The 21209-nt window shown below is 33.3% G+C and carries 22 protein-coding genes; 8 read left to right on the top strand and 14 right to left on the bottom strand.

The window, feature by feature from the left end; all coding sequences use genetic code 11:
- Positions 1-44 precede the first annotated feature (44 nt).
- Positions 45-1622, top strand: a complete 1578-nt coding sequence (locus ABWU56_RS06370; RefSeq protein ID WP_064085840.1) for a lysine--tRNA ligase — start codon at positions 45-47, stop codon at positions 1620-1622.
- 528 nt (positions 1623-2150) lie between these two features.
- Here ABWU56_RS06370 and ABWU56_RS06375 read toward each other — a convergent pair.
- The 6 genes from ABWU56_RS06375 to ABWU56_RS06400 form a co-directional block, all read right to left on the bottom strand.
- On the bottom strand, positions 2151-2375 hold the full coding sequence (locus ABWU56_RS06375) for a hypothetical protein (RefSeq protein WP_353281337.1): 225 nt from the start codon (positions 2373-2375) through the stop codon (positions 2151-2153).
- A complete protein-coding gene (locus tag ABWU56_RS06380; RefSeq protein WP_353281339.1) occupies positions 2311-4116 on the bottom strand; it encodes a recombinase family protein in 1806 nt (601 codons plus the stop codon). Before ABWU56_RS06380 ends, ABWU56_RS06375 begins: the two co-directional genes overlap by 65 nt.
- Before the next feature lie 268 nt (positions 4117-4384).
- A complete protein-coding gene (locus ABWU56_RS06385; protein WP_353281341.1) occupies positions 4385-5473 on the bottom strand; it encodes an ankyrin repeat domain-containing protein in 1089 nt (362 codons plus the stop codon).
- 176 nt (positions 5474-5649) lie between these two features.
- Positions 5650-6228 carry an RlmE family RNA methyltransferase gene (locus tag ABWU56_RS06390; protein ID WP_064085440.1) on the bottom strand — a complete coding sequence of 193 codons (579 nt, stop codon included), beginning with the start codon at positions 6226-6228 and terminating at the stop codon, positions 5650-5652.
- 75 nt (positions 6229-6303) lie between these two features.
- Positions 6304-6819 carry a PopZ family protein gene (locus ABWU56_RS06395; RefSeq protein ID WP_010402496.1) on the bottom strand — a complete coding sequence of 172 codons (516 nt, stop codon included), beginning with the start codon at positions 6817-6819 and terminating at the stop codon, positions 6304-6306.
- 10 nt (positions 6820-6829) lie between these two features.
- Positions 6830-8068 (bottom strand): TolC family protein, encoded by a 1239-nt coding sequence (locus ABWU56_RS06400; RefSeq protein ID WP_353281343.1) that lies wholly within the window; start codon positions 8066-8068, stop codon positions 6830-6832.
- Between the two features lie 104 nt (positions 8069-8172).
- On the opposite strand from ABWU56_RS06400, the gene rplM reads away from it, so the two are divergent.
- From rplM to ABWU56_RS06415, 3 genes are all read left to right on the top strand, one after another.
- Complete coding sequence (gene rplM / locus ABWU56_RS06405; protein WP_006014941.1) at positions 8173-8631, top strand: 50S ribosomal protein L13; 459 nt, start codon at positions 8173-8175, stop codon at positions 8629-8631.
- Positions 8631-9080, top strand: coding sequence for a 30S ribosomal protein S9 (gene rpsI / locus ABWU56_RS06410; protein ID WP_010402504.1), 450 nt, complete (start codon positions 8631-8633; stop codon positions 9078-9080). The genes rplM and rpsI overlap by 1 nt, the downstream gene beginning before the upstream one ends.
- Before the next feature lie 145 nt (positions 9081-9225).
- A complete protein-coding gene (locus ABWU56_RS06415) occupies positions 9226-9528 on the top strand; it encodes an HU family DNA-binding protein (protein WP_353281344.1) in 303 nt (100 codons plus the stop codon).
- Between the two features lies 1 nt (position 9529).
- Here ABWU56_RS06415 and ABWU56_RS06420 read toward each other — a convergent pair whose 3' ends face one another.
- Positions 9530-10237: a pyridoxine 5'-phosphate synthase gene (locus tag ABWU56_RS06420; protein ID WP_353281346.1), complete on the bottom strand. Its 708-nt coding sequence runs from the start codon at positions 10235-10237 to the stop codon at positions 9530-9532.
- A 372-nt stretch (positions 10238-10609) separates the two neighbouring features.
- On the opposite strand from ABWU56_RS06420, the gene ABWU56_RS06425 reads away from it, so the two are divergent.
- A complete protein-coding gene (locus ABWU56_RS06425) occupies positions 10610-11065 on the top strand; it encodes an Hsp20/alpha crystallin family protein (protein WP_353281348.1) in 456 nt (151 codons plus the stop codon).
- Between the two features lie 857 nt (positions 11066-11922).
- Here the strand turns inward: ABWU56_RS06425 and gltX are convergent.
- Positions 11923-13275 carry a glutamate--tRNA ligase gene (gene gltX / locus ABWU56_RS06430; RefSeq protein WP_353281349.1) on the bottom strand — a complete coding sequence of 451 codons (1353 nt, stop codon included), beginning with the start codon at positions 13273-13275 and terminating at the stop codon, positions 11923-11925.
- Positions 13276-13426: 151 nt separating this feature from the next.
- On the opposite strand from gltX, the gene ABWU56_RS06435 reads away from it, so the two are divergent.
- Positions 13427-14086, top strand: a complete 660-nt coding sequence (locus ABWU56_RS06435) for an ankyrin repeat domain-containing protein (RefSeq protein WP_264375789.1) — start codon at positions 13427-13429, stop codon at positions 14084-14086.
- Between the two features lie 61 nt (positions 14087-14147).
- Positions 14148-16118, top strand: a complete 1971-nt coding sequence (locus ABWU56_RS06440) for a biotin carboxylase N-terminal domain-containing protein (protein ID WP_353281351.1) — start codon at positions 14148-14150, stop codon at positions 16116-16118.
- Here the strand turns inward: ABWU56_RS06440 and ABWU56_RS06445 are convergent.
- Genes ABWU56_RS06445 through ABWU56_RS06470 form a run of 6 tightly spaced genes read right to left on the bottom strand, consistent with a single transcriptional unit; the run spans position 16101 to position 20646 of the window.
- Entirely contained in the window at positions 16101-17090 is a 990-nt protein-coding gene (locus tag ABWU56_RS06445; RefSeq protein ID WP_264375791.1) for a COX15/CtaA family protein, read from the bottom strand. The genes ABWU56_RS06440 and ABWU56_RS06445 overlap by 18 nt on opposite strands.
- Entirely contained in the window at positions 17072-18661 is a 1590-nt protein-coding gene (locus ABWU56_RS06450; protein WP_353281353.1) for a glycosyltransferase family 2 protein, read from the bottom strand. Before ABWU56_RS06450 ends, ABWU56_RS06445 begins: the two co-directional genes overlap by 19 nt.
- A 5-nt stretch (positions 18662-18666) precedes the next feature.
- A complete protein-coding gene (locus tag ABWU56_RS06455) occupies positions 18667-19143 on the bottom strand; it encodes an ATP synthase F0F1 subunit B (RefSeq protein WP_052264897.1) in 477 nt (158 codons plus the stop codon).
- A gap of 7 nt (positions 19144-19150) precedes the next feature.
- Positions 19151-19630: an ATP synthase F0 subunit B gene (locus ABWU56_RS06460; RefSeq protein WP_007302046.1), complete on the bottom strand. Its 480-nt coding sequence runs from the start codon at positions 19628-19630 to the stop codon at positions 19151-19153.
- 3 nt (positions 19631-19633) lie between these two features.
- Positions 19634-19861 (bottom strand): F0F1 ATP synthase subunit C, encoded by a 228-nt coding sequence (locus ABWU56_RS06465; protein ID WP_006014985.1) that lies wholly within the window; start codon positions 19859-19861, stop codon positions 19634-19636.
- Between the two features lie 59 nt (positions 19862-19920).
- Positions 19921-20646 (bottom strand): F0F1 ATP synthase subunit A, encoded by a 726-nt coding sequence (locus ABWU56_RS06470; RefSeq protein WP_007302047.1) that lies wholly within the window; start codon positions 20644-20646, stop codon positions 19921-19923.
- Positions 20647-20862: 216 nt separating this feature from the next.
- On the opposite strand from ABWU56_RS06470, the gene ABWU56_RS06475 reads away from it, so the two are divergent.
- The gene (locus ABWU56_RS06475; protein ID WP_010402566.1) at positions 20863-21132 is read left to right on the top strand and encodes a hypothetical protein; all 270 of its coding nucleotides are present in this window, start codon (positions 20863-20865) and stop codon (positions 21130-21132) included.
- The last annotated feature ends 77 nt before the right edge of the window (positions 21133-21209 follow it).

Here is a 21209-nt window from a genome sequence, read left to right on the forward strand (position 1 = left end):
AGCTCTAACACTAATACTACATCATTAATTAAAAATCTATTGAAATGAATAGCACTTTAGGTAAGATAATTAATTTAAATTCAATGATTATAAGCTGGCCATTTCAAGAAGCAGAAAAAATACTACAAGAATTCCCTAATAAAAAAGAGATAATATTTGAGACTGGTTATGGTCCCTCGGGTTTACCACATATTGGTACTTTTGGGGAAGTTTTTCGTACCACAGTTATTGCAAACGCTCTAAAAAAAATAGCTCCTAGTATAAAAACCAAAATCATTGCAGTTTCCGACGATATGGATGGTTTGCGAAAAATACCAGATAATGTACCAAATCAGGAAATGCTAAGAGAGAATCTGAACAAGCCATTAACCATGATACCTGACCCATTTGGCACTCATGAGAGTTATGGTCATCACATGAATTCGTTGTTGTGTAAATTTCTTGATTTGTTTGGATTTGAATACGAATTTAGGAGTGCAACAGAGTGTTATAAATCTGGCGTTTACGATGAAAAACTTTTACTCCTGCTGAAAAATTATGATAAAGTGATGGAAGTAATGCTTCCATCATTTCGGGAAGAAAGGCAGCAGACTTACAGTCCATTCTTGCCGATATGCCCAAAAACTTCCCAAGTTTTACAAGTTCCAGTAATTGAAACAAATACAGATAAAGGAACAATCACGTATGAAGACCCAAACGGGGAAAAAATAGAAGTTCCAGTGACAAAAGGAAAATGTAAACTGCAATGGAAACCTGATTGGGGGATGAGGTGGGCTGCATTCGGAGTTAATTACGAAGCTCATGGAAAGGATTTGACTCCATCTGCCGTGCTTTCAAGTCAAATATGTAAAATACTTGGAGAAAAGCCACCGCTTTTGTTTTGCTATGAGTTATTTCTTGATAAAGAAGGAAAGAAGATATCAAAATCAAAAGGAAATGGTATTTCAATTGAGGAGTGGCTAACTTATGCACCCACAGAGAGTTTAGCGTTATACATCTTTCAGAGTCCTAAAAAAGCTAAACGTTTATATTTTGATGTGATACCAAAATCAACTGATGAATATTTAGAGTTTGCTAAGCGTTACAATGAGAGTGAAGAAAAGGATGTAAATAGCCCTGTATGGCACATCCACCAGGGTAAAGTTCCAAATGTAGAAACTTCAGGCATAAATTTTTCGTTACTTTTAAACCTGGCAGCAGCTTGTAATGCTGAAAATAAAGAGATTCTTTGGGGTTTTATATCAACTTATGCACCAAACGTTACACCAGAAAGCAACAAAATGCTAGATAGGCTTTCGGATTTTGCAGTGAGGTATTATCACGACTTTATCAAGCCAACAAAAGCGTATAAAGCTTCAAACGAAAAAGAGAAAGAAGCGTTGCTAGATTTAAAGAACAACCTACATTCCCTGCCTATTACAGCCACTGCTGAAGAGATTCAATCTCAGGTTTTCTCCATCGGAAAAAAACATAATTACAATAACTTACGCGATTGGTTTCAGTTGCTATATGAAACGCTGCTTGGCCAAAAAACCGGTCCTAGAATGGGATCTTTTATAAAGCTTTATGGGATAGATAATACAATCTCTCTTATAGAAAGTGCTACTGAACGTACACTTTAGAGTTTACCTTCTTTCATTTGAGCCCTCTAGTTTTATTACTTGACAAACCTTCCCACTTTCCTTATTATACTGATAAAGGTATTTATCCTTGTTTTTGGGCTCAACGACAAAATTCAGTAAAAAACTCAGATATTTATTGGCAAATTACATAAAATTATAGCGGCTTTTTTTATTTTTTCTACATTCAGCCAAATCGCGCTTGTTAGCACATTATCAATTTACATTATTAAAACTAGCTATACGGGGATTCTTTTGTCTTTTTTTATTTAGTAAATTTCTTAATATTTGTAGCTAAAGTAATTTTAGAGAGCCAGCGCGTGACCAACCTGGTCAGTTTTCTGAATCCCAGTACTGGAATAACAAGAAAGAGGGCGCTGGGATGACACCATTTGCTGTCTTCAAAATGAATGTTAATACACCTAGGATGTTTAAACCTTAATTCTGTTTTGGTGTTAAGCAAGGTATCTAGATACCTTGCTAAATAAAAAATTGGAAAAAAAGGAAGAAGAGACTTCTTCCTTAAATAGCTCAAAAACTTTTTACATTATTTATAAAACCTTTTATTGGTGCCAGTAAGCGTGTTCCAGGATTACAATCAGGCTTACTATCGTCCACTGCACTATTCTGACTAAGCTTTGATATTTCTTTTGCAATAGCCTCCTTTAACTCATCACAAGGCTTCAACACTTCATATATAATGCCACCAGCAACAAGTCCTGTGAGTACAGCAGCAGCCACAGCTATCCCAGCCATAGCACCTACTGATAATGACACACCAATAAAATATGCAGAAGTAACTATTATCGCAGCTACAACAGATGCAATAACAAATACACCTACGACAATGTTGCAAATTTTTATTTTCCTTTCCATTATGTCCAGAAGAGTTCGGTAGCTCTTTTACGCGAAATACCACATTTACGTCCTCAAGGTTAATTTCAATTCTCTTGACCAATGTTCTGATAATATCACGTTTAGTTAACCAGTCTGCGTTATCAAGGTTTAACGTAATATTGGAAGAAAAGTCTTCTAAATTGGCCACAACCAGAGTTACCTCCTGTTCTAATTCCTTTTGATAAAATATCTTTTTCTTCTCTTCTTTAATTGTTTTTAAGCTTTGTTTCATTGCTTTAATTCGTGGTTCAAATTCCTCTTGATTGATATATTCTTGAGCATAACTATCGATAAGTCTAGCAATACCACGTTTTAATTTATTTTCTTGTTTCTCTAGCAGGTCACTTTTTTGATCCAATGATGATTTTTTTAGTTCTGAAAGCCTACGCTTGTATTCTTCTAAAATCCTGTTTGGATTTTTCAATAACTGCTTAACCTCTTCCCACACAGCTGTTTCTAATGCATCTGAGCGAATGGGTTTATTGTCACAAATCTTATTACCACCAAAACGGTAAGAATCTTTACCACTACAACGGTAATATGCATAATGACCACCTTCTTCTTCTCGTCTACTTCTCATGCAAGTTCCGTAACATCCGTAATTACAACGCTTACATATGACTAAACCTTGTAGTAAGTACTTTGCTCCTCTTTTTCTTGTCCTTGCTACTTTTCTATTTTCAGCTAATTGTTCTTGAACAATATCAAATATATCTTCATCTACTATATTTGGCACTTTAATATAAATCCAATTTGCTTTTTCAACAGGATAGACAGAGTGGTTACTTTTTGGCTGCTCACAAGAGCCTTTCTGTGGTCTTACTTGCTTTAATCTTACTCCTAACCTTCTTCTACCAAAAGCTGCTTGTCCTTTGTAAGCAGGGTTTTTCAACATACTCCAAATTGTACCTTTATTCCAGCGTTCTTTTCCTTTTTGTGTCTTAATGGACATAGTATTTAGCCGACGACATACTTCCCCAATACTTGTTCTTTCTCTGCCTATCCACAAAAATACTTTACGAACGACATCAGCTTCTTTTTCGTTAATCTCAAATAAAGCTTGTCCTCCTCCCATATGCTTATCTATATAACGATAACCATAAGGAGCTCCTCCCATTACATTTACATAGCCTTTGTTAGCTGCATAGATTTTACCACGACGACTTCGTTCCATAATTTTCGCACGTTCATATTCTGCTATCATACCTTGCATTTGTAACAGTAATTGAGATTCTGGGTTACCGTTAATCTCATAATTTAAAAAAACCACTTTTGCTCCTGCTTTTTCAAATTCTTCAATCAGCACCATTTGATATGCATATTTTCTAGATAAACGATCAGGAGAATGAATGTAAATCTTATCAATTTTACCTTCTGTTACTTTATCACGTAATTTTTCTAAATCAGGGCGGACTAAATGAGATCCACTGTAGCCGTTATCAATAAATTTATACTCACTTAACAATCTGTATCCGTCCAGATTAATTTGCTTCTCTAAAGCTGCAATTTGACTTTCTATCGTATTTCCTTCTACTTGTTTCCCCGAAGAAACTCTCGCATATAAACATACTGTTACCATTTGACCCTCCTTGAATCCCATTTTTATGTTTTAAGTTTTTTTGACTTATTTCCTTTGACACTACCTTTTCATAAGCATCTGATAAGCATTGTTCTGCTAACCGATTAGGTTCATAGCTACAGCTAATTTGGATAGCTAATCTCTTGTTTCTCATGACTTTTCCTTGAAATAATATGTTCATATCATTCCTTAAAGCCGATGGTTAATTGATTATTAGCGCTATAAGTAAATCGGACTCTTGGTTCTGGACACAGAAGTTTTCGAGAAATGGTTTTCTCTAGTTTTATTTTTATGTTTTTTGCAACATTGTCGGTAGTGTAAATATACCAACACCCGAGATTATTGCTAGCATAATTGCGTATTTAGTAAGTTCTTTATCTAGAGTTTTGTTATCACGATTATCTAATAAAGGATCAGCACCTGCTTTTAATAGAGCTCTTACTATCTTTTTATGATGTCCCCGAGCAGCAACGGACAAAGGAGTGTGTCCATATTCATTTGGAAGATTAATACTAGGGTTCTTATCTAATATAGCCTCTACTATCTCCATTTTGCCTTTCTCAGCAGCAAGATATAAAGGAGTGCTTTCACTTTTATTTCGCAAATTAACATCAGCCCCCTTATTTAATAGAGCTTTTACTATATTTTCATTACCTTTTTCAATAGCCAAATGTAAAGGAGTGCTTTTACTTTTATCTCGCAAATTAACATCAGCCCCCTTATTTAATAGAGCTTTTACTATATTTTCATTACCTTTTTCAATAGCCAAATGTAAAGGAGCTTCTCCATATTCACCTTTCAAATCAACACGAGCCCCCTTATTTAATAGAGCTTCTACTATTTTTTCATTACCTTTTTCAATAGCCAAATGTAAAGGAGTTTTTTTATCGTTATCTTGCAAATTAACACTTATACCTTTTACTGCTAATAGAGCTTTTACTATATTTTCGTCACCTTTTTCAATAGCCAAATGTAAAGGAGTTTTTTTATCGTTATCTTGCAAATTAACATCAGCCCCCTTATCTAATAGAGCTTTTACTATATTTTCGTTACCTTCTTTAATAGCCAAATGTAAAGGGGTTTCCTTAGATACATCTTGCAAATTAACATTTATGTCTCTTGCATTTAATAGAGCTTTTACTACATCTTTTTCATCATTTAGACATGCTATGTGTAATAATATTAATTCTTTTTTTCTAAAGCCATCATTATCACTAAATTTATAATTTATATCAAAATTTTCGTTGCTCCATTCTTCATAAGTAGATGAGCATCTTTCTTTTATTTGCCCTTTTATTTTTTCAACTATGTTATTACCATTCAAATCATTTTCACGATTTACTATACTTAATATCTGTTTCAACAATGCTAAATACATATCAAACTCTCCTATAAAAATAATAATATACTTTAATTATTATATATCTAAGTAACAAAGTCAAGGATTTAATTAATTATCATAAATATTTAAACAAGAAAAAGGGGCTTTTGTGCGAGCGTTATTAATCTTCAGTTTAATAGGATAAGATTCGTCAACATTTCTGTAAGTATCTTCTATATAGAAGAGTTGCTACCAATAAAGCCTAAGCTGACCAAATACATTTCTGTAGATTCAGATCTACTTGACTTTGGTTTGAAGTATCTTACTGTTTTGAACATTTTTTTTAGCTCATTGCAGAAATCTTTATCAGACTCTCCTTGAAAAATTTTTACTACAAATTTGCCATCATGATTCAAAAAATGCTTTGCAAAATTGAGCGCTGCTTCGCATAAAAGCATAATTCTGATATGATCTAACGATTTTAAACCGCAAGATTCTGGTGCCATATCAGATAAAATTACATCAAATTTGTGATCCTTGAATTTTTCTCTTAAAATTTCAAGTTCGCTGATAATATCACACTGTATACACTCTACTCCACTAATTGCGTTTATTGGTTTTATGTCAACAGCAATCACACTCGCTCCTTTCTTAGATGCAACTTGTGACCATCCACCAGGAAAAGCGCCAAGATCAATAATTTTTTGCCCTTGTTGGAGTAGTTTAAATTTATCGTCTATTTCTATTAACTTATATGCCGAGCGCGATCTATAACCGTCCTTATTGGTTTTTTGCACATACTGATCATTCAAATGGCGATGTAGCCATCTTGTTGAAGATAACTTTCTACCTCTAGCTGTTTTTACTCTGGTCTTTATACTAATAACCTACTTATTATTGATTATATCTTTGAGCTCTTTTTCAACTACTTCTTTTACCAATGCATGTAGATACTTATTCAGCCACTCTGAAAGCTGAGGTTTTAAAAGAGATACAACTAATTCTTCAACAGTAAGATCCGCTCTTTTTTGTTGTTTATGCCGTAGTTCGCTTTGCATCTTTTCAAGCAATGTTTTAATTTCCTCCATATTTTCTTTTAAAACTAAATGCTCGTTACTTTGTTCTTGATAGCTCACTTTGTTATTACTCATTTGGATATTATCATACAAATTTTTCTCTTCTGAGTTGTAACTATTAAATTGGTTATTCATTTTCTCACTTTGACAATCATTCTCTTCTTCACTATTTTCTTTTTCTTCGATGTCTTCTGGGTACTCCTCTTCAAGGCATAGTACATCATCATCTTCATCGATTACTTCTGCTTTATCAACACTTGCATTTTTACCCGATATAGCTTTTTTTATATCTTCTAGGATATCTTTTACAGATTGATTATCGCTCATACCATTAAATTTAAAGGTTTATACTATTTATCATAAAAAGCAAGTTGTAAACACTAATTACATAATTGCTTTTTGCTCCAACCAGATCGGAGCGTGCTTTAAATAATGCATCTTCAGTGTCCAAAAGGTCAGATGTACTCTTTAAACTTAAGTTTACCTCTTGCTTAACTCCTTCCAATGCTAAAGCTGCTGCTTTTTCCGCTTCTTGACTTGCTTTAATAATAGCTTTTGCTGTCAGCACGTTATTCCAAGCATTTACAACTGCTTCTTCTATATTTTTTACCGTTTCATAATAATCGTAGGTAGATTTTTTTGCATCCATTTTAGCTTTACTGACACCAAAAGCATTCGCTCCTTTTTTAAAGATTGGAACATCAAGAGTAAAAACTATATGAACATTTTCTAATAGCTTGTCTAATTTTACACCATCTTTCCCAAAATTTTTGCTTGCGCTTAGATTTAAAGAAGGAAGCCACTTGGAGCTTTCAGCGATCACTTCCATTCCAGCAGCTCTTTTTTGATAAACTGCTGCTTTTAGAGATAAATTATTGGTTTTTGCTAATTGTAAACATTCATTTAGCTCTGGAACAGAAGGTAATTTATCATTAGCTTCAGAAAGTTCATCAGCATCTTCGCCAATCAAATGATAATAAGCAATATTTGCCAATTTTAATTTACCTTCAGCATCAACTCTTTCGGATATAGAAGACGAAAATTTTGCTTTTGCTAGCAAAACTTCAGCATTAGTAACTTCTCCAAGGGAAAAGCGTTTTTTCATAGCTGACAAATGTTCCAAAGAAACGCGTTCTCTATGTTCTCTCAGTTTTAATATTTCTACCTTTTGTAAAACATTAACATATGCTTTCACAGCATTAAGTGCAAGCTCTTGTTTTGACTGCTGAAATTGCATTTTTGCTGCTTTGAGAAGATTACTTGATCGACTGAATGTAGCAAAGGTGCCACCACCATCTATTATTCTTTGACTTAATATTAGATGCTTTCCAGAGTTTTCCAGGCTAAAACTACTATCGAAATTATATTGTAAATTAATGTCAGGTAAAAATCCAGCTAACCCAGAAGATTTATAATATTTTTCTGCGCTTTTATATTGGTAAAATTGAGACTTTATTTTTGAGCTATTTTTGATAGCTTTGCTTATAGCCTCTTCCAAATCGATTGCATAGCAATCTATAGCACTAAAAGCGATTACAAATATAATAATCAATCGAAACATTTTGCTTTCTAGCATATTATTAAAGTTATTAGCATAAATTACTTTAATAATCAATAACTAATGTTGTTGACACTATCAAGCAACTTAGTATATCATAATCTACTGTTATGTATTGATATATGAAAACTTTTTTCTTAAAAGAGAAACAAGTCGATAAAAAATGGCTTGTTATAGATGCAGAAGGATTAGTAGTAGGAAGGCTTGCAGCGTTTGTAGCAGCGCTATTGCGTGGAAAGCATAAGCCTGAATACACACCTCATATGGATTGTGGAGATAATGTAATTATTGTTAATGCAGAAAAGGTACATTTTACCGGAAAGAAACTTAAAGATAAAATCTACTATAGGCATACAGGTTATTCTGGTGGTTTAAAGAAAACTACTCCAGATAATATTTTAAATGGCAAATTCCCTGAGCGTGTGATAAAAATGGCAGTAAAAAGAATGCTTGATGATGGTCCTATGGCACGTAGACGGTTTGAAAATTTGTATGTTTATTCTGGTTCAGAACATAAGCATCAAGGACAGCAACCTGAAAAAATAGATTTTGCCTCTTTAAATCGTAAAAATAAGAAATAATGGAGCAAAAAGTGAAAATAAATAATAATGATCAGCCAAAAAAGGCAATGATTGACTCACTTGGTCGTTCATATGCCACAGGTCGAAGGAAAGAATCTGTAGCAAGAGTATGGATAAAGCCAGGAAGTGGAAAATTTAGTGTTAATAAAAAAGATGATTTAATTTCTTATTTTAAAAGAGAATCAGTGTGTCAAATGATTAAAGCGCCATTCATAGTAACTTCTATGTTAGATAGGTATGATGTGTTTGCAACTGTAAAAGGTGGAGGACTATCTGGCCAAGCAGGTGCCTTAGCTCATGGAATAAGCAGAGCTTTAAGTAGTATAAGTCAAGATCTACACTCTATATTACGTAAGGGTGGATTCCTAACTAGAGATTCACGTGTTGTTGAGCGTAAGAAATATGGTCAACATAAAGCTCGGAAAAAATGTCAGTTTTCTAAGAGATAATTGTTTCATAATGGTATTTTTTTGTAAATATTATACAAGTTCTTACAAGGGTTTATGACATTTTCTCTTTTTATGACGAATTTAGTTGACTATTGGCATTAGCATAATATGCTGTTTATGTAATTTTTCAATATTAAGGTAATTTATGAGTAAAGAAGATATAGTAAACCAACTGAGTCGAGAGTGCTCTAGTCAAGGTATAGATATAACAAAAGCTAGTTTGGGTAAGCTTCATGATATTTTTATGGAAACAATCAAGAACGATCTAAATCGTAAAGGTGAAATACGTTTGCATGGAATAGGGACATTCTCTACTGCTATAAGTAAGGAAAGACAATGCCGTAATCCTCAAAATGGTGAGATTATGACCGTTCCTGAAAAGAAAAGAGTAAGGTTTAAAGCAAGTCAAGCTCTTTCAAGTACTTTAAATACCAAAGAGAAAGTATAAGCTACTTAGATATTGTCATTTTCATCTTTTTAGTTACACTATGTAAGCCATGAAATATAGCCTCGCTGATTAAAGAATGGCCTATATTAAGAGCTGAGATGTGAGGTATCTCTTTTACTCTTTTAGCATGTTTATAATTTATGCCATGCCCTGCGTGGCATTCTATTCCTAGCTTATTAATGTATTCTGCAGAGTTAGTAATAAGTTTTAATTTTTCTTCTGATGGATTATCACAGTAATCCCCTGTGTGAATTTCTATTATGTCAGGCTTTCTTTCTAGCTTCTCAAGATATTTTAGTTGATTAATATTTGGATCGATAAACAGTGAGACTTTTATGTCAAAGCTATGCATTTCCTCTATTATACCAGAAAGTTTACTGTGCATATTCACGATATTCAGGCCACCTTCGGTTGTTAATTCTTCTCTTTTTTCTGGTACTATACAAATCGAATAGGGTTTTACTTCTTTTGCTATTTTGAGCATTTCTTCCGTAGCTGCGATTTCAAGATTTAACTCAGTGCTAATGTTTTGTTTTAGATTGAATACATCCTCATCTCTGATATGCCTTCTGTCTTCTCGTAAGTGTACGGTGATAAAATCTGCTCCAGCATCAATAGCTATTTTTGCTGCTTTTAATGGATCTGGATAAGAAGCTCCACGTGCGTTGCGAAGGGTTGCAACGTGATCAATATTAACGCCCAATTTCATAATTTACCTCAAAAATTATTTATAAATTATACATATTATTAGATCTTATGCATGTCATTGTTTAATGCCATAGCTGAAAGACGGAGCTAGCAGTTATACCAATTCTCATTGTTGGCAAGTCAAATAAGAAACATTCAAAATTGTTTGATTGTGGAAGTGGAAAGAGAAGTAATAAATTTGCATACACTTGCCCTTTTTTACAGTTAATCTAGTTTATAGAACTACTCGTGGTAATCCAAACAAGATTTTTTCTCATAATCAAGTTATAGTAAACGGGGAAAATTTTTCGCATCTAAAAAATTTTAGATTTAGGATTGAAATTAATAAGTGGAGTGATTATGTAATGCATGTATTAGTAAAAGGAGGTACAACATGAGTAATATAGTTCATTTAAATAAAAACAATAATCGTGATAATTTTAGTGTAAGAGGGTTACAAAGAGCCGTTGATGACATATTTGATAGCTTTTTTACAGGATGGAACCCAGAGCTTTCCAAAAGAGGCAGTAGTCTACTACCAGTTTGTGATTTTTATGAAACAAAGGAAAGCTATTGCCTATCATTAGAGTTACCAGGTATTCCTAAAGAAAGCATAGACATTAGTATATCTGGCAATAACTTAATAGTGAAGGGTGAAAAAACATGTGATAATGAATCAAAAGATAAGCAGTTTTACCATAAAGAAAGGTACTATGGTTCTTTCTATAGATCTATTCAACTTCCAACAAATGTAGAGCAAGATAAGGTATCTGCCAACTTTTTAGATGGAGTATTGCATGTAACCATACCTAAGTCAGAGAAACACATCAAGAAAATTGATGTAAAGTAATCAGTAAGTAATAGCAGGCTTCTGACCTTGAGGCTTGCTATTTTAATATCTGTTCAGCAGAGTGGCAAAATAAGGTAAACGAGAAAAGACAACTAAATGAGTGTCATGAAAGTAGCTGATGCTGGCTCCCTTATGAAGGTGTCATCTTAGCACCCAGACACTGATTTTTTAATTGAAAATGTTGTCTTGTTTGTGATAAATTTTGCTCGATGCCAGTGTCGAGCACTGGCATGACATTATAGAAGCTGGAATTACAGTGTCAGCTACTTGAATGACAATATTTGCTGTGTAATTTACCTTAAAAAATGAATATTCCTACAGCTACGTGTAAGCTACTTTCATGATACTCATTTACTTGTCTTTTTTGCCACTTTGCTGAACAGATATGCAAAATATTAACTTAGCAATACAAAAAATTATCTATAGATTAGACACACCATTAGATCTTATGCATAGTCATTTTTTAATTCCATAGCTGAGACGGAGCCTGCTCCCCTTATCATGAAACTGAAGTCTATATGGTACCACAGTATAATGATATAATAAAATATGAAAAAAATACCAATAAAAAAAGGCAAAAAAAGCCCGTATTAACTTTAACAATTTAAAATGATTTAATGTGAAAACCATAGGCGCCAATTGTTTTTTTAACTTAAAAATAAAAGTCAAGTATCAGGAATTCTAGACATAAACCCTCCTATATGAATAAAGAGCTAGCAAAAATAAACTTATATATTTTTTGCTGAAATTTGATTATTTGGTGAAAAAACCTGCAGGTGAAGATAGATTTTGGATCCTAAAAAATCTTCATTCTCCACTATAATGAAGCCACCAGAGTCTGTCAAGTAATTTTTTATTTAAACTGCTCGCAATCTTTTTATACACTCATCTTTACCAAGAATTACCATGATATCGATGATTCCAGGCGCATCCATTATTCCAGTTATTGGGGCGCGTAATGAGTGGTATATATCGCTCATTTTTATATTATGTAATTTTGAAAATTCCTTAATCTGAGAAGATAAAAAATTCTTATTCCAATCTTCACTACCTACACTCGAAAGAAATGATGCAAGTAACTTAATTACATTGAGGTTAGATTTGACAATTTGCTGAGCTTCTTCACTTAAATCAACTTGAATATAAAATTTTGCTAAGTCCAATAATTCGGTCAGATAGTTTGCTCTTTTTTTCAGCTCTGTCAGTCCCTGCAGTAAATAGCCCTTTTTTTTGTCAGTTAGAGTATTTTCTCTAAGCATTAGAGTCAGAATATCTTCATTGCTCATATTACTAATATAGTGGTTATTCAAATGCTCCAGTTTTTTGAAATCGAGCCGTGCAGGTGAACGACCGATGCTTTCTAAATTAAACCACTCTATTGCTTGCTCATCGCTAATAATCTCATCGTTGCCATGACTCCAGCCAAGTCTTAGCAAGTAATTACGCATTGCCTGTGGCAATATTCCCATCTTTTCATAATCGCAAACACTTGTAGCCCCATGCCTTTTAGATAGCTTATTCCCGTCTTCTCCATGAATTAGCGGTACATGTGCAAAGCGTGGAACATCAAAATCAAGAGCTTGGTATATTAGTAATTGCTTGAAGGTATTAGTGAGATGATCAGAGCCACGTATAATATCGGTTATTCCAGCATCATGATCATCAACCACTACAGCAAAAATATATGTTGGAGTATTGTCAGAGCGCAAGATTACTATGTCATCAAGCTGATCGCTACTTATTGTAACTTGGCCGTATATTTTATCGTCAACAACAATATCTTCTGAGTCTGGCACTTTGAAACGGACAACAGGGTTTGCGCTTGATGTCGAATGAGTACACTTATGCTTATATATTTTTCCTTCTTCTCTTGCTCTTGCCTTCTTTTCTGCAACTTCATCTTCAGGGCAGTAACAGTGATACGCCCTACCCTTTTCAACTAAAAGATTTGCAACTTCAATATGTCTAGCTATTCTTCTCGATTGGTATATTATTTCTCCATCATAGTTTATTCCAAGCCATTTTAGCCCATCCATTATTGCATCAATTGCTTCTTGTGTTGAACGTTTTCTGTCAGTGTCTTCAATCCTTAGCAAAAACTCCCCACCATGACGCTTTGCATAGAGCCAATTAAATAACGCAGTACGAGCTCCTCCAATATGTAAAAATCCTGTTGGTGATGGAGCGAATCTAGTGACTATACCTGGCATATTTGTCTATTGTGATAACGTAACCGATGATAACTAAAATTTGCACTTGCAACAACGTGGAACTATAGTAAATTTGAAAGATCAATTTACATTTATTTTTAACAAACTGCATTGTATAATTTAATATTAGTGAATGCAGTGAGGTGTATATATGGATAATTTATTTGAAATTGCAAGAAAAGGGAATGTGGATAAATTTGTCGATTCTTGCAAGGAAAGAGTTGCTTGTGTAGCTAAGCATAGAATTGATGAAAATGGAAACCCATTTCATATAGCAGCAAGTAAAGGGTTTCTATTATCTGCGTTACAGGGGATCATAAAGTATTTAGAAAAAGATACTGAGAGCAAAGTCAAGAAAGCAAAAGAAGCTAAAGATTGGGAAAAAGTAAAAAGATTAGAAAAGGAATTTAAGAATAACAAGAAATATATTAAGGAAGCACTCCTCGATAAAAGCTATATTAAGGATAATAAGGCAGTATCACCTCTTTACTTCTTGGATCCTTCAGAGCAGAAGGAAGTTAAGCAAATTGCAGATATAAAATGTGGCTTTATATGTAATAAGAAGTTTCATATATGCTTATATATAGTAGGAGCTATAGTGTGTGCTACCGCTATGTGTGTATCTTTGTATCTTCTATTTTCGGCTTCTCAATCTCTTGCATTGGCTTCAATAGCGACAATAGCTTCTGGAGGGTCTTCATATCTGTTATTTAAGGCATGTAACGAGGTATATGGCCTCTATAACGAAAGTACTATAGTGACAGATCCTAATGTTATGCAACTTTTAGAGGGTGGTTTAGCCCCAACATGAAGTACTTGCAAGGAATAATATAGAAATTTACTTTCTTAACTTAAGAAAGTATACTGATAAGATGATAAGAAAGAAGTATAGTAAAATTTTAATAGCAAATAGAGGAGAGATTGCTTGCAGGATAATCAAAACTGCTCGCAAGATGGGTATATCTTGTGTATGCGTATATTCAGATGCAGATGTAAATTCTGTGCATGTAAGGCAAGCAGATGAGTCGAAGTACATTGGTCCTTCACCTTCTTGCCTGAGTTATTTAAATATTGAAAAAATATGCGAGGTGGCAGTTGAAACAGGTGCTGAAGCGGTTCATCCTGGCTATGGGTTTTTAGCAGAAAATCCAGATTTTCCCCGTGCTCTGGAAAAACATAACATAGATTTCATTGGTCCAAGTGCAGAAACAATAGAAGTTACAGCCAATAAAATAACAGCAAAAGAAGAGGCAAGAAAAGCTGGAGTAAATGTAGTGCCAGGATATATGGGTAAGATCGAAGATGCTGCCCACGCAGCCATCGTTGCTGAAGAGATTGGTTTTCCCGTTATGCTCAAAGCTGCATCAGGTGGTGGTGGCAAAGGAATGCGAATTGTATATTCCAAAAAAGAAATTGAACTAGCATTTACATCAGCAACAAATGAAGCAGAGAAAAGTTTTAAAGATGGCAGTATTTTTATAGAGAAATATATAGAGCTGCCAAGACACATTGAAATACAAATCATAGCAGATAAATATGGCAATATAGTGTGTCTTGGAGAGAGGGAATGCTCGATACAAAGGAATAACCAGAAAATAATGGAAGAAACTCCAAGTCCATTTATTAGTGAAGAAGTAAGACAAAAAATGTATGCCCAATGTGTTTCTTTGGCAAAGCAAGTTGGTTATTTTTCAGCAGGTACTGTCGAGTTTGTTGTAGATAAAGACCAAAACTTCTATTTTCTTGAGGTAAATACGAGATTACAAGTTGAGCATCCAGTAACAGAATTTATAACTGGAATAGACATAGTAGAAGAAATGATTAGAACTTCCTGTGGAGAAAAATTGAGATTCAATCAGGATGATATTAAACTTACTGGTTCTGCAATAGAAAGCAGAATTTGCGCTGAAGACCCATCAAAGAAATTTTTCCCTTCCAGCGGAAGAATCAAATATTACGACAAACCAGATGATGTAAGAATAGATGATGGAGTAGCTAGCGGTTCAGAAATCAGCATGTTCTACGATTCAATGATTGCAAAAATTATAACCTATGGAAAAGATAGAATAGAGGCGATCAGCAGAATGCAAAAAGCTTTGTCTGAGTGCTATATAGGGGAAGTAATAAACAACATAGAATTTCTAGAATCCATCTTCCATAATCCAAATTTTATTGCAGCAAAACTCCACACAAGATTCATTCCAGACCATTATCCCAGTGGGTTTCAAGGCGATTTTATCACAGAGGAATATATTAAAATATTTATCTTTACTGCACTGTATGTTCACTTAGAAAATGAGGGAAAGTATTACAGTAAGTCAATAGATGAAGCATTCATAGTGAAAATAGACGATAATGAGTACTCCGTAAATGCAAAATATCAAGATAACACATTAACAACAGTATATAACCACAATAAATACTCCGTGGTAGGTAAGTGGAAACCAAGTTACAGGTTGTTATATATAACAATTAATGATGATACCAATATAGCACTTAAAATAGAAAGGCAAGGCAGCAAATACTTTATAAGACACGCAGGTATGAAAGCTAAATGTTGTGTATTGAAACCTCATGTAGCTAAACTAAGCAAATTAATGCTAAACAACAAAACAGAAGGGATTTCAGTAGACACTGTGAAATCTCCAATATCTGGTTTATTAGTTAAATTACACGTAAATGCTGGAGATCAGGTAGAAATAGGACAACCTCTCTTTGTTGTGGAGGCAATGAAAATGGAAAATATCATATGTGCTGAATCAGAAATGGTGATAAAAAATATCCCTGTTACAGAGGGGAAAAATGTACAGGCTGGTGATTTGGTATTAGATCTGCTTTCTTAAATAACACAAGAAATATAAACCTGACCCAAATAAGATAAATGAAAACATTTGATGGGCTATGGCAATGGCCATTGGTATATGCAGCAACAAAGTGACTACTCCTAAAATTACCTGAATAATGACGGAGAGTAGCATAATATATACTGGTTTTACACTGGCATTTTTTATTGTGAGTATTGCTGTCAGAACTAATATCAGCAATGCCAATGCCCGGTGTATGAATTGCACTGTTACTCTATTTTCAAAGATATTGAGCCATGTAGGCTGTAAGAAAAATAAATCTTCCGGAACAATTTGTCCATCCATTAGTGGAAAGGTATTGTAAATTAAACCAGCATTTAGCCCTGCAACAAATGCACCGAAGATTATTTGTACTGTCACTAGGATTAAAATTATCCATATGTAACATGTACTAACCTTAAGTTTAGTTTGCCTTGGTTTGATTTGGTAATCAAAAAATTGATACGACAATAATGCAAAAATAACCAATGCAAGCAGTAAGTGAAGTGCAAGCTTATAGTGACTAACATGAGGATTAGATACCAAACCGCTTTTTACCATATACCAACCAGCAAAAGCTTGTAAAATTCCAAATAATAGTGCTGTAGATAACCTTATTACTGCATTTTTAGGTATTCTTTTTTTTAGTGTAAAGTATATAAATGGTAAGATAAAAACTAAACCTGTCAGCCTTGCAATTAACCTGTGCACATATTCTATTAAGTATATGGTGCGAAACTCTTCCATACTCATACCATAATTAAATGCTTTATATTCAGGTGTAGCTTCATATTTTGATTTTTCTTTTAGCCAGTCTTGTTCACTCAGCGGTGGCAATGTTCCGGTAATTGGTTTCCATTCCGTGATTGACAATCCTGCTTTTGAAAGTCTGGTAAATCCACCAATTCCCACCATGCAAATCACCATGAGAGAGCAGAGAAAAAGCCAAATAGCTACAGGTTTTGCTTCCATAATCCATGCTGAGTTTTATTCCATTGCTGAGGGTGAATAACAAATTCCCACAAAGCGAGAAAAGCTGCAACGCTATGTAGTAGACTATAGACGGGAAAAAATATTGATACTATATAAAAATAAAAAGGCATTTTTTGTTGTCTGATAGCTATTATCAAAAAAATCAAGTTAATACCGTATACTATTATAAAATAATATAAGAATAATTCATTCAAAATTTGAGTCAGCACCAATGAAAGTAACAAAAAAGGAGTCGTGAAAAATATAAAAGCTGAGGAACCAACAAAAAGGTTTAATAGCAAAACTCCCTTAAGCCCAGTGTGCTTAAAAAGTAATTTTATATTTTTTAAATGAACGATATAAGTTTGCATATAACCTTTAATCCAGCGTGCTCTTTGTTTGATCCAAGCAAACACAGTAGTTGGTGATTCTTCCAATGTTTCTGAATCAATAATCCTGGTTTTATATCCCATTTGCGCAAGTCTCAAACCAAGGTCAGCGTCTTCAGTGACATTGTAAGCATCCCAAAAAAGCACTTTCTTTAAAATTTCCACTGAAAAATGGTTACTGCTACCACCCAAAGGTATTGGCATGTTCATTTTTTGAAATCCAGGCAAAAAATATTGAAACCAGTTCATATACTCGAGAGAAAAGAATTTTGTAAGAAAATTGCAACCAAAGTTATAGTAATTTAATTTCGCCTGTACACAAGCCAACTTTTCGTCGCCCTTATTAAATTCAATTAGTGCTTTTTTTAACTGCAACGGATCTGGCTTGTCATCTGCATCATATATTACCACATACTTTCCTCTAGCAAAGCTCATAGCATAATTGCATGACTTAGCTTTTGTTCTAGGCAGAGAATGAGGCACTTTTATTACTTCAAAATACTGTGGTAAAGTGCATTTTTCTATAGCTGCCAACATTTCTTGATCATCGCTCTCTATCACAAGCTTTACATCTAATTTTGATTTTGGATAATCCAAACTTTCAATGCTCTTAATCAATTGCTTTATAACCGCATTCTCTTTAAAAGCAGGCAATAAAATAGTATATATAGGTTCATTCATCTTATCATAATCTGCTTTTTGGTTAGAAATTTTACGCAAGCCAAAAATTTTAGTTACAAATTTGAATAAAGAACTAGAACATCCGATTATAAATATCAACACCAAAGCAAAATATGCATATTTTTTTGTCAGTGTTAAAGTCGAAATCACAACAAAGAAAGAGGAAAAAAAGATTGAACTCAGCCTAATGCTTTTAGCTGAAAAATTAGGATTCTTATAATATAAGTAGTTACTTGCGAATTCTGAAATACCAAAGTGTGAGTTAAGAAGATTTAAAATCTGTTTGCTATCTACTTTTATCAATACATATTCAATACCGTAATGAGATTCGACCCAAAGATTGATATCTTGGCTTATGTCTTCAACCATAAAAAAAGTAGTATCATTTAATTTTTGCCAAGGAATTATATTAAACCTATAGTAGAAAAGTTTCTCTTGTTCTTTGCATAAACTAGAATCAAATTTAATTTTTTCTACATTATCAGTTTGAAGTACAGGCATTAAACTTAATGCAACTTTTTGCTCAAGTCACGTGAAAACGAAGATATAACCTCACTACTACGCTTATCATCTTTACGTTCATGCATTATTTTTTTTACAGCATCAGCAGCTATACTCGCTGTGTTAGCTTGTAAATCCCCAAGAGCTTTTTCAACTTGGTCAGTAACTTTCTTCAAATTAGAATGGGCATTTTCATCTAACGTTTGATCGAGTTGCTGTCTATTATGCTTAATAATACTATTAGCCTTATCAAGTGCTTCATTCATCATTTTGTTAACTTCTGCATCTAATTTTTTGTATTTTTCAGAAGATTTTTTGTAATACTCCAACATATCTTTTCTGAATTTTTCAGTTTCTTCACTTGAAAACTTGCTTTTGTTACGTTTATTGTTAAGCGCGTTTTTTATTACCTTCCTTAGCAATTTATATGAGAGGATAAAACCTACTAAAAAAGCAAGGCTTATAACTAGTAATGTAGACATAAAAACCCTAAAATTCTTTTGACACCAAGTCAGCAACAAATTCCTCTTCAATCTCAGAATTAGTTAACTTAGTATAGTAAATCAAAGCAATACTAGTAGCCATTTGTTTTAATTCACTAATATACTTAGATTTAAATTGTACTACCTTTTCTTCAACAAGTTTAATCATCTTCTTGTCTTCCTCTTCCAATATATCCTTAACATTCGCTCTCATTTCTTCTACTTGAGCAAATGCATCATCTATGATTTTTTTTGCCCGTACTCTAGCTTGATTTAAAGCTGCATTATACTTGGCAATTTGCTCTTCTGTAAGTCTTAAAAGGTGAATAGAACTATTAAATGAATCTAACACTTCTTTACTTCTAGTGCTTATTATTTCATCTAACTTCGGTAAAAACAAACAACTCACTACAAAAAAAAGTGAAGAGAAAAAAATTAAAAACCAAAAAATTTGAGAAGAGAAAGTTGAAACATCAAGCTGTGGCATCTGTTAAGCAGCAAATATTAATAACATTGCAAGTACAAACGCAAGCAACCCCATGATTTCAACCATGGCAGCACCAATATAAACGTAACTTTTCATTTTACCTTCTGACTCAGGATTTCTCGCAATCCCATTTAACATAGCAGAGAAGATATTAGCTATACCTAAACCAGCACCGAGCATTCCAAATACAGCCAAACCAATTGCTATAAATTTTAAAGCCACTAAATCCATATATTACCTTTAACTATTTCTTTATAATATAATTGTAAAATATTCTGCAAGGAAGTCAATTACTTTACTGCATCTGACAAATATACACATGTTAATATAGTAAATATATAAGCTTGCAAAACTGCAACAAATACTTCAAATCCTATTAGTGCAATTATAAACAAAAAAGGTGCAGGTGTAAAAAATATGTTCATATTTATGACGAATCCTGCTATCACTTTGATGATTGTATGACCCGCAATCATATTTGCTGCAAGCCTTATTGATAAACTAATCGGTCTTACTAAATAAGCAAATAATTTAATAATGATGATTATAGGTGCAAGCCACGAAGGAGTTCCTTTTGGTAGCAATATACGTAAAAATTCTACTCCTCTTTCTTTAAACCCAACAATCGTTATATAAGTAAAAACCACCATTGATAAAGCGAAGGTAACTATCACATGACTTGTAACTGTGAAACTATAAGGAAGAACACCAACTAAATTACACGATAAAATGAAAATAAATACTGTAAATATCAAAGGAATGTGCTCCAAACCTTTGCTTCCAGTGTTACTTTCTATTATTGAAACAACAAAATCATATACATATTCAACTGCAGCTTGCAAATATCCTGGTATTACTGCACCTTTTCTTATTCCAAGGAGCAAAAACAGTACCATTAATATCACCGAGATCATCATAAAAAGAGATGAGTTGGTAAAGTTTATGTCATACCCAAATAATTTTGGTAGTTCTATTATTGTATATACTTTAAATTGTTCTAGCGGATTTAACGCCATTTTGACCCTGTATACTTAAACTGCAGCAGTAAATAAAGTATAAATTTTATAAAATAAAGTCAAGAATTAAGATAAGGAGCTCTGTATTATTAGAGCATTAACATATTAACAAAATATACAATTAAAATGCAAATTATAGTCAGCTACCAATCTTATTCTAAATTCTTGACTTAACATCTTATTTTAACTATAATTTAGTTTTAATATGAGGCAATTATGAACGAAATAGATTTTACTAATCCACCTTTAAATTTAGAACAGGAATGTGGTAACGGGTACATCAAGTTTACAGATTATTCTTCTAACTCAGACACTGGTCTTTTCCACATGGCAGGTGAAATGCTAAATGAAAGCCATGATGTTATAGGAAATTTCACTGGTGATGCTTACATTTATAATTTCCATATAGATGATCACAATATGAACATTCAACTCTGCATGGAAATGGACTGCAAAGGTGATATAAAGAAAATTCTTTCTTTGTAGAAAGAGTAGGCTTCTCTGTTGTTTCTTGCAATATAGAAGCCACTTATTACAACAAACTTTAAAAACATCACATTTTA

Origin of the sequence: Wolbachia endosymbiont (group B) of Horisme vitalbata, from assembly GCF_964028625.1 — a bacterium.
GTDB lineage: Bacteria > Pseudomonadota > Alphaproteobacteria > Rickettsiales > Anaplasmataceae > Wolbachia.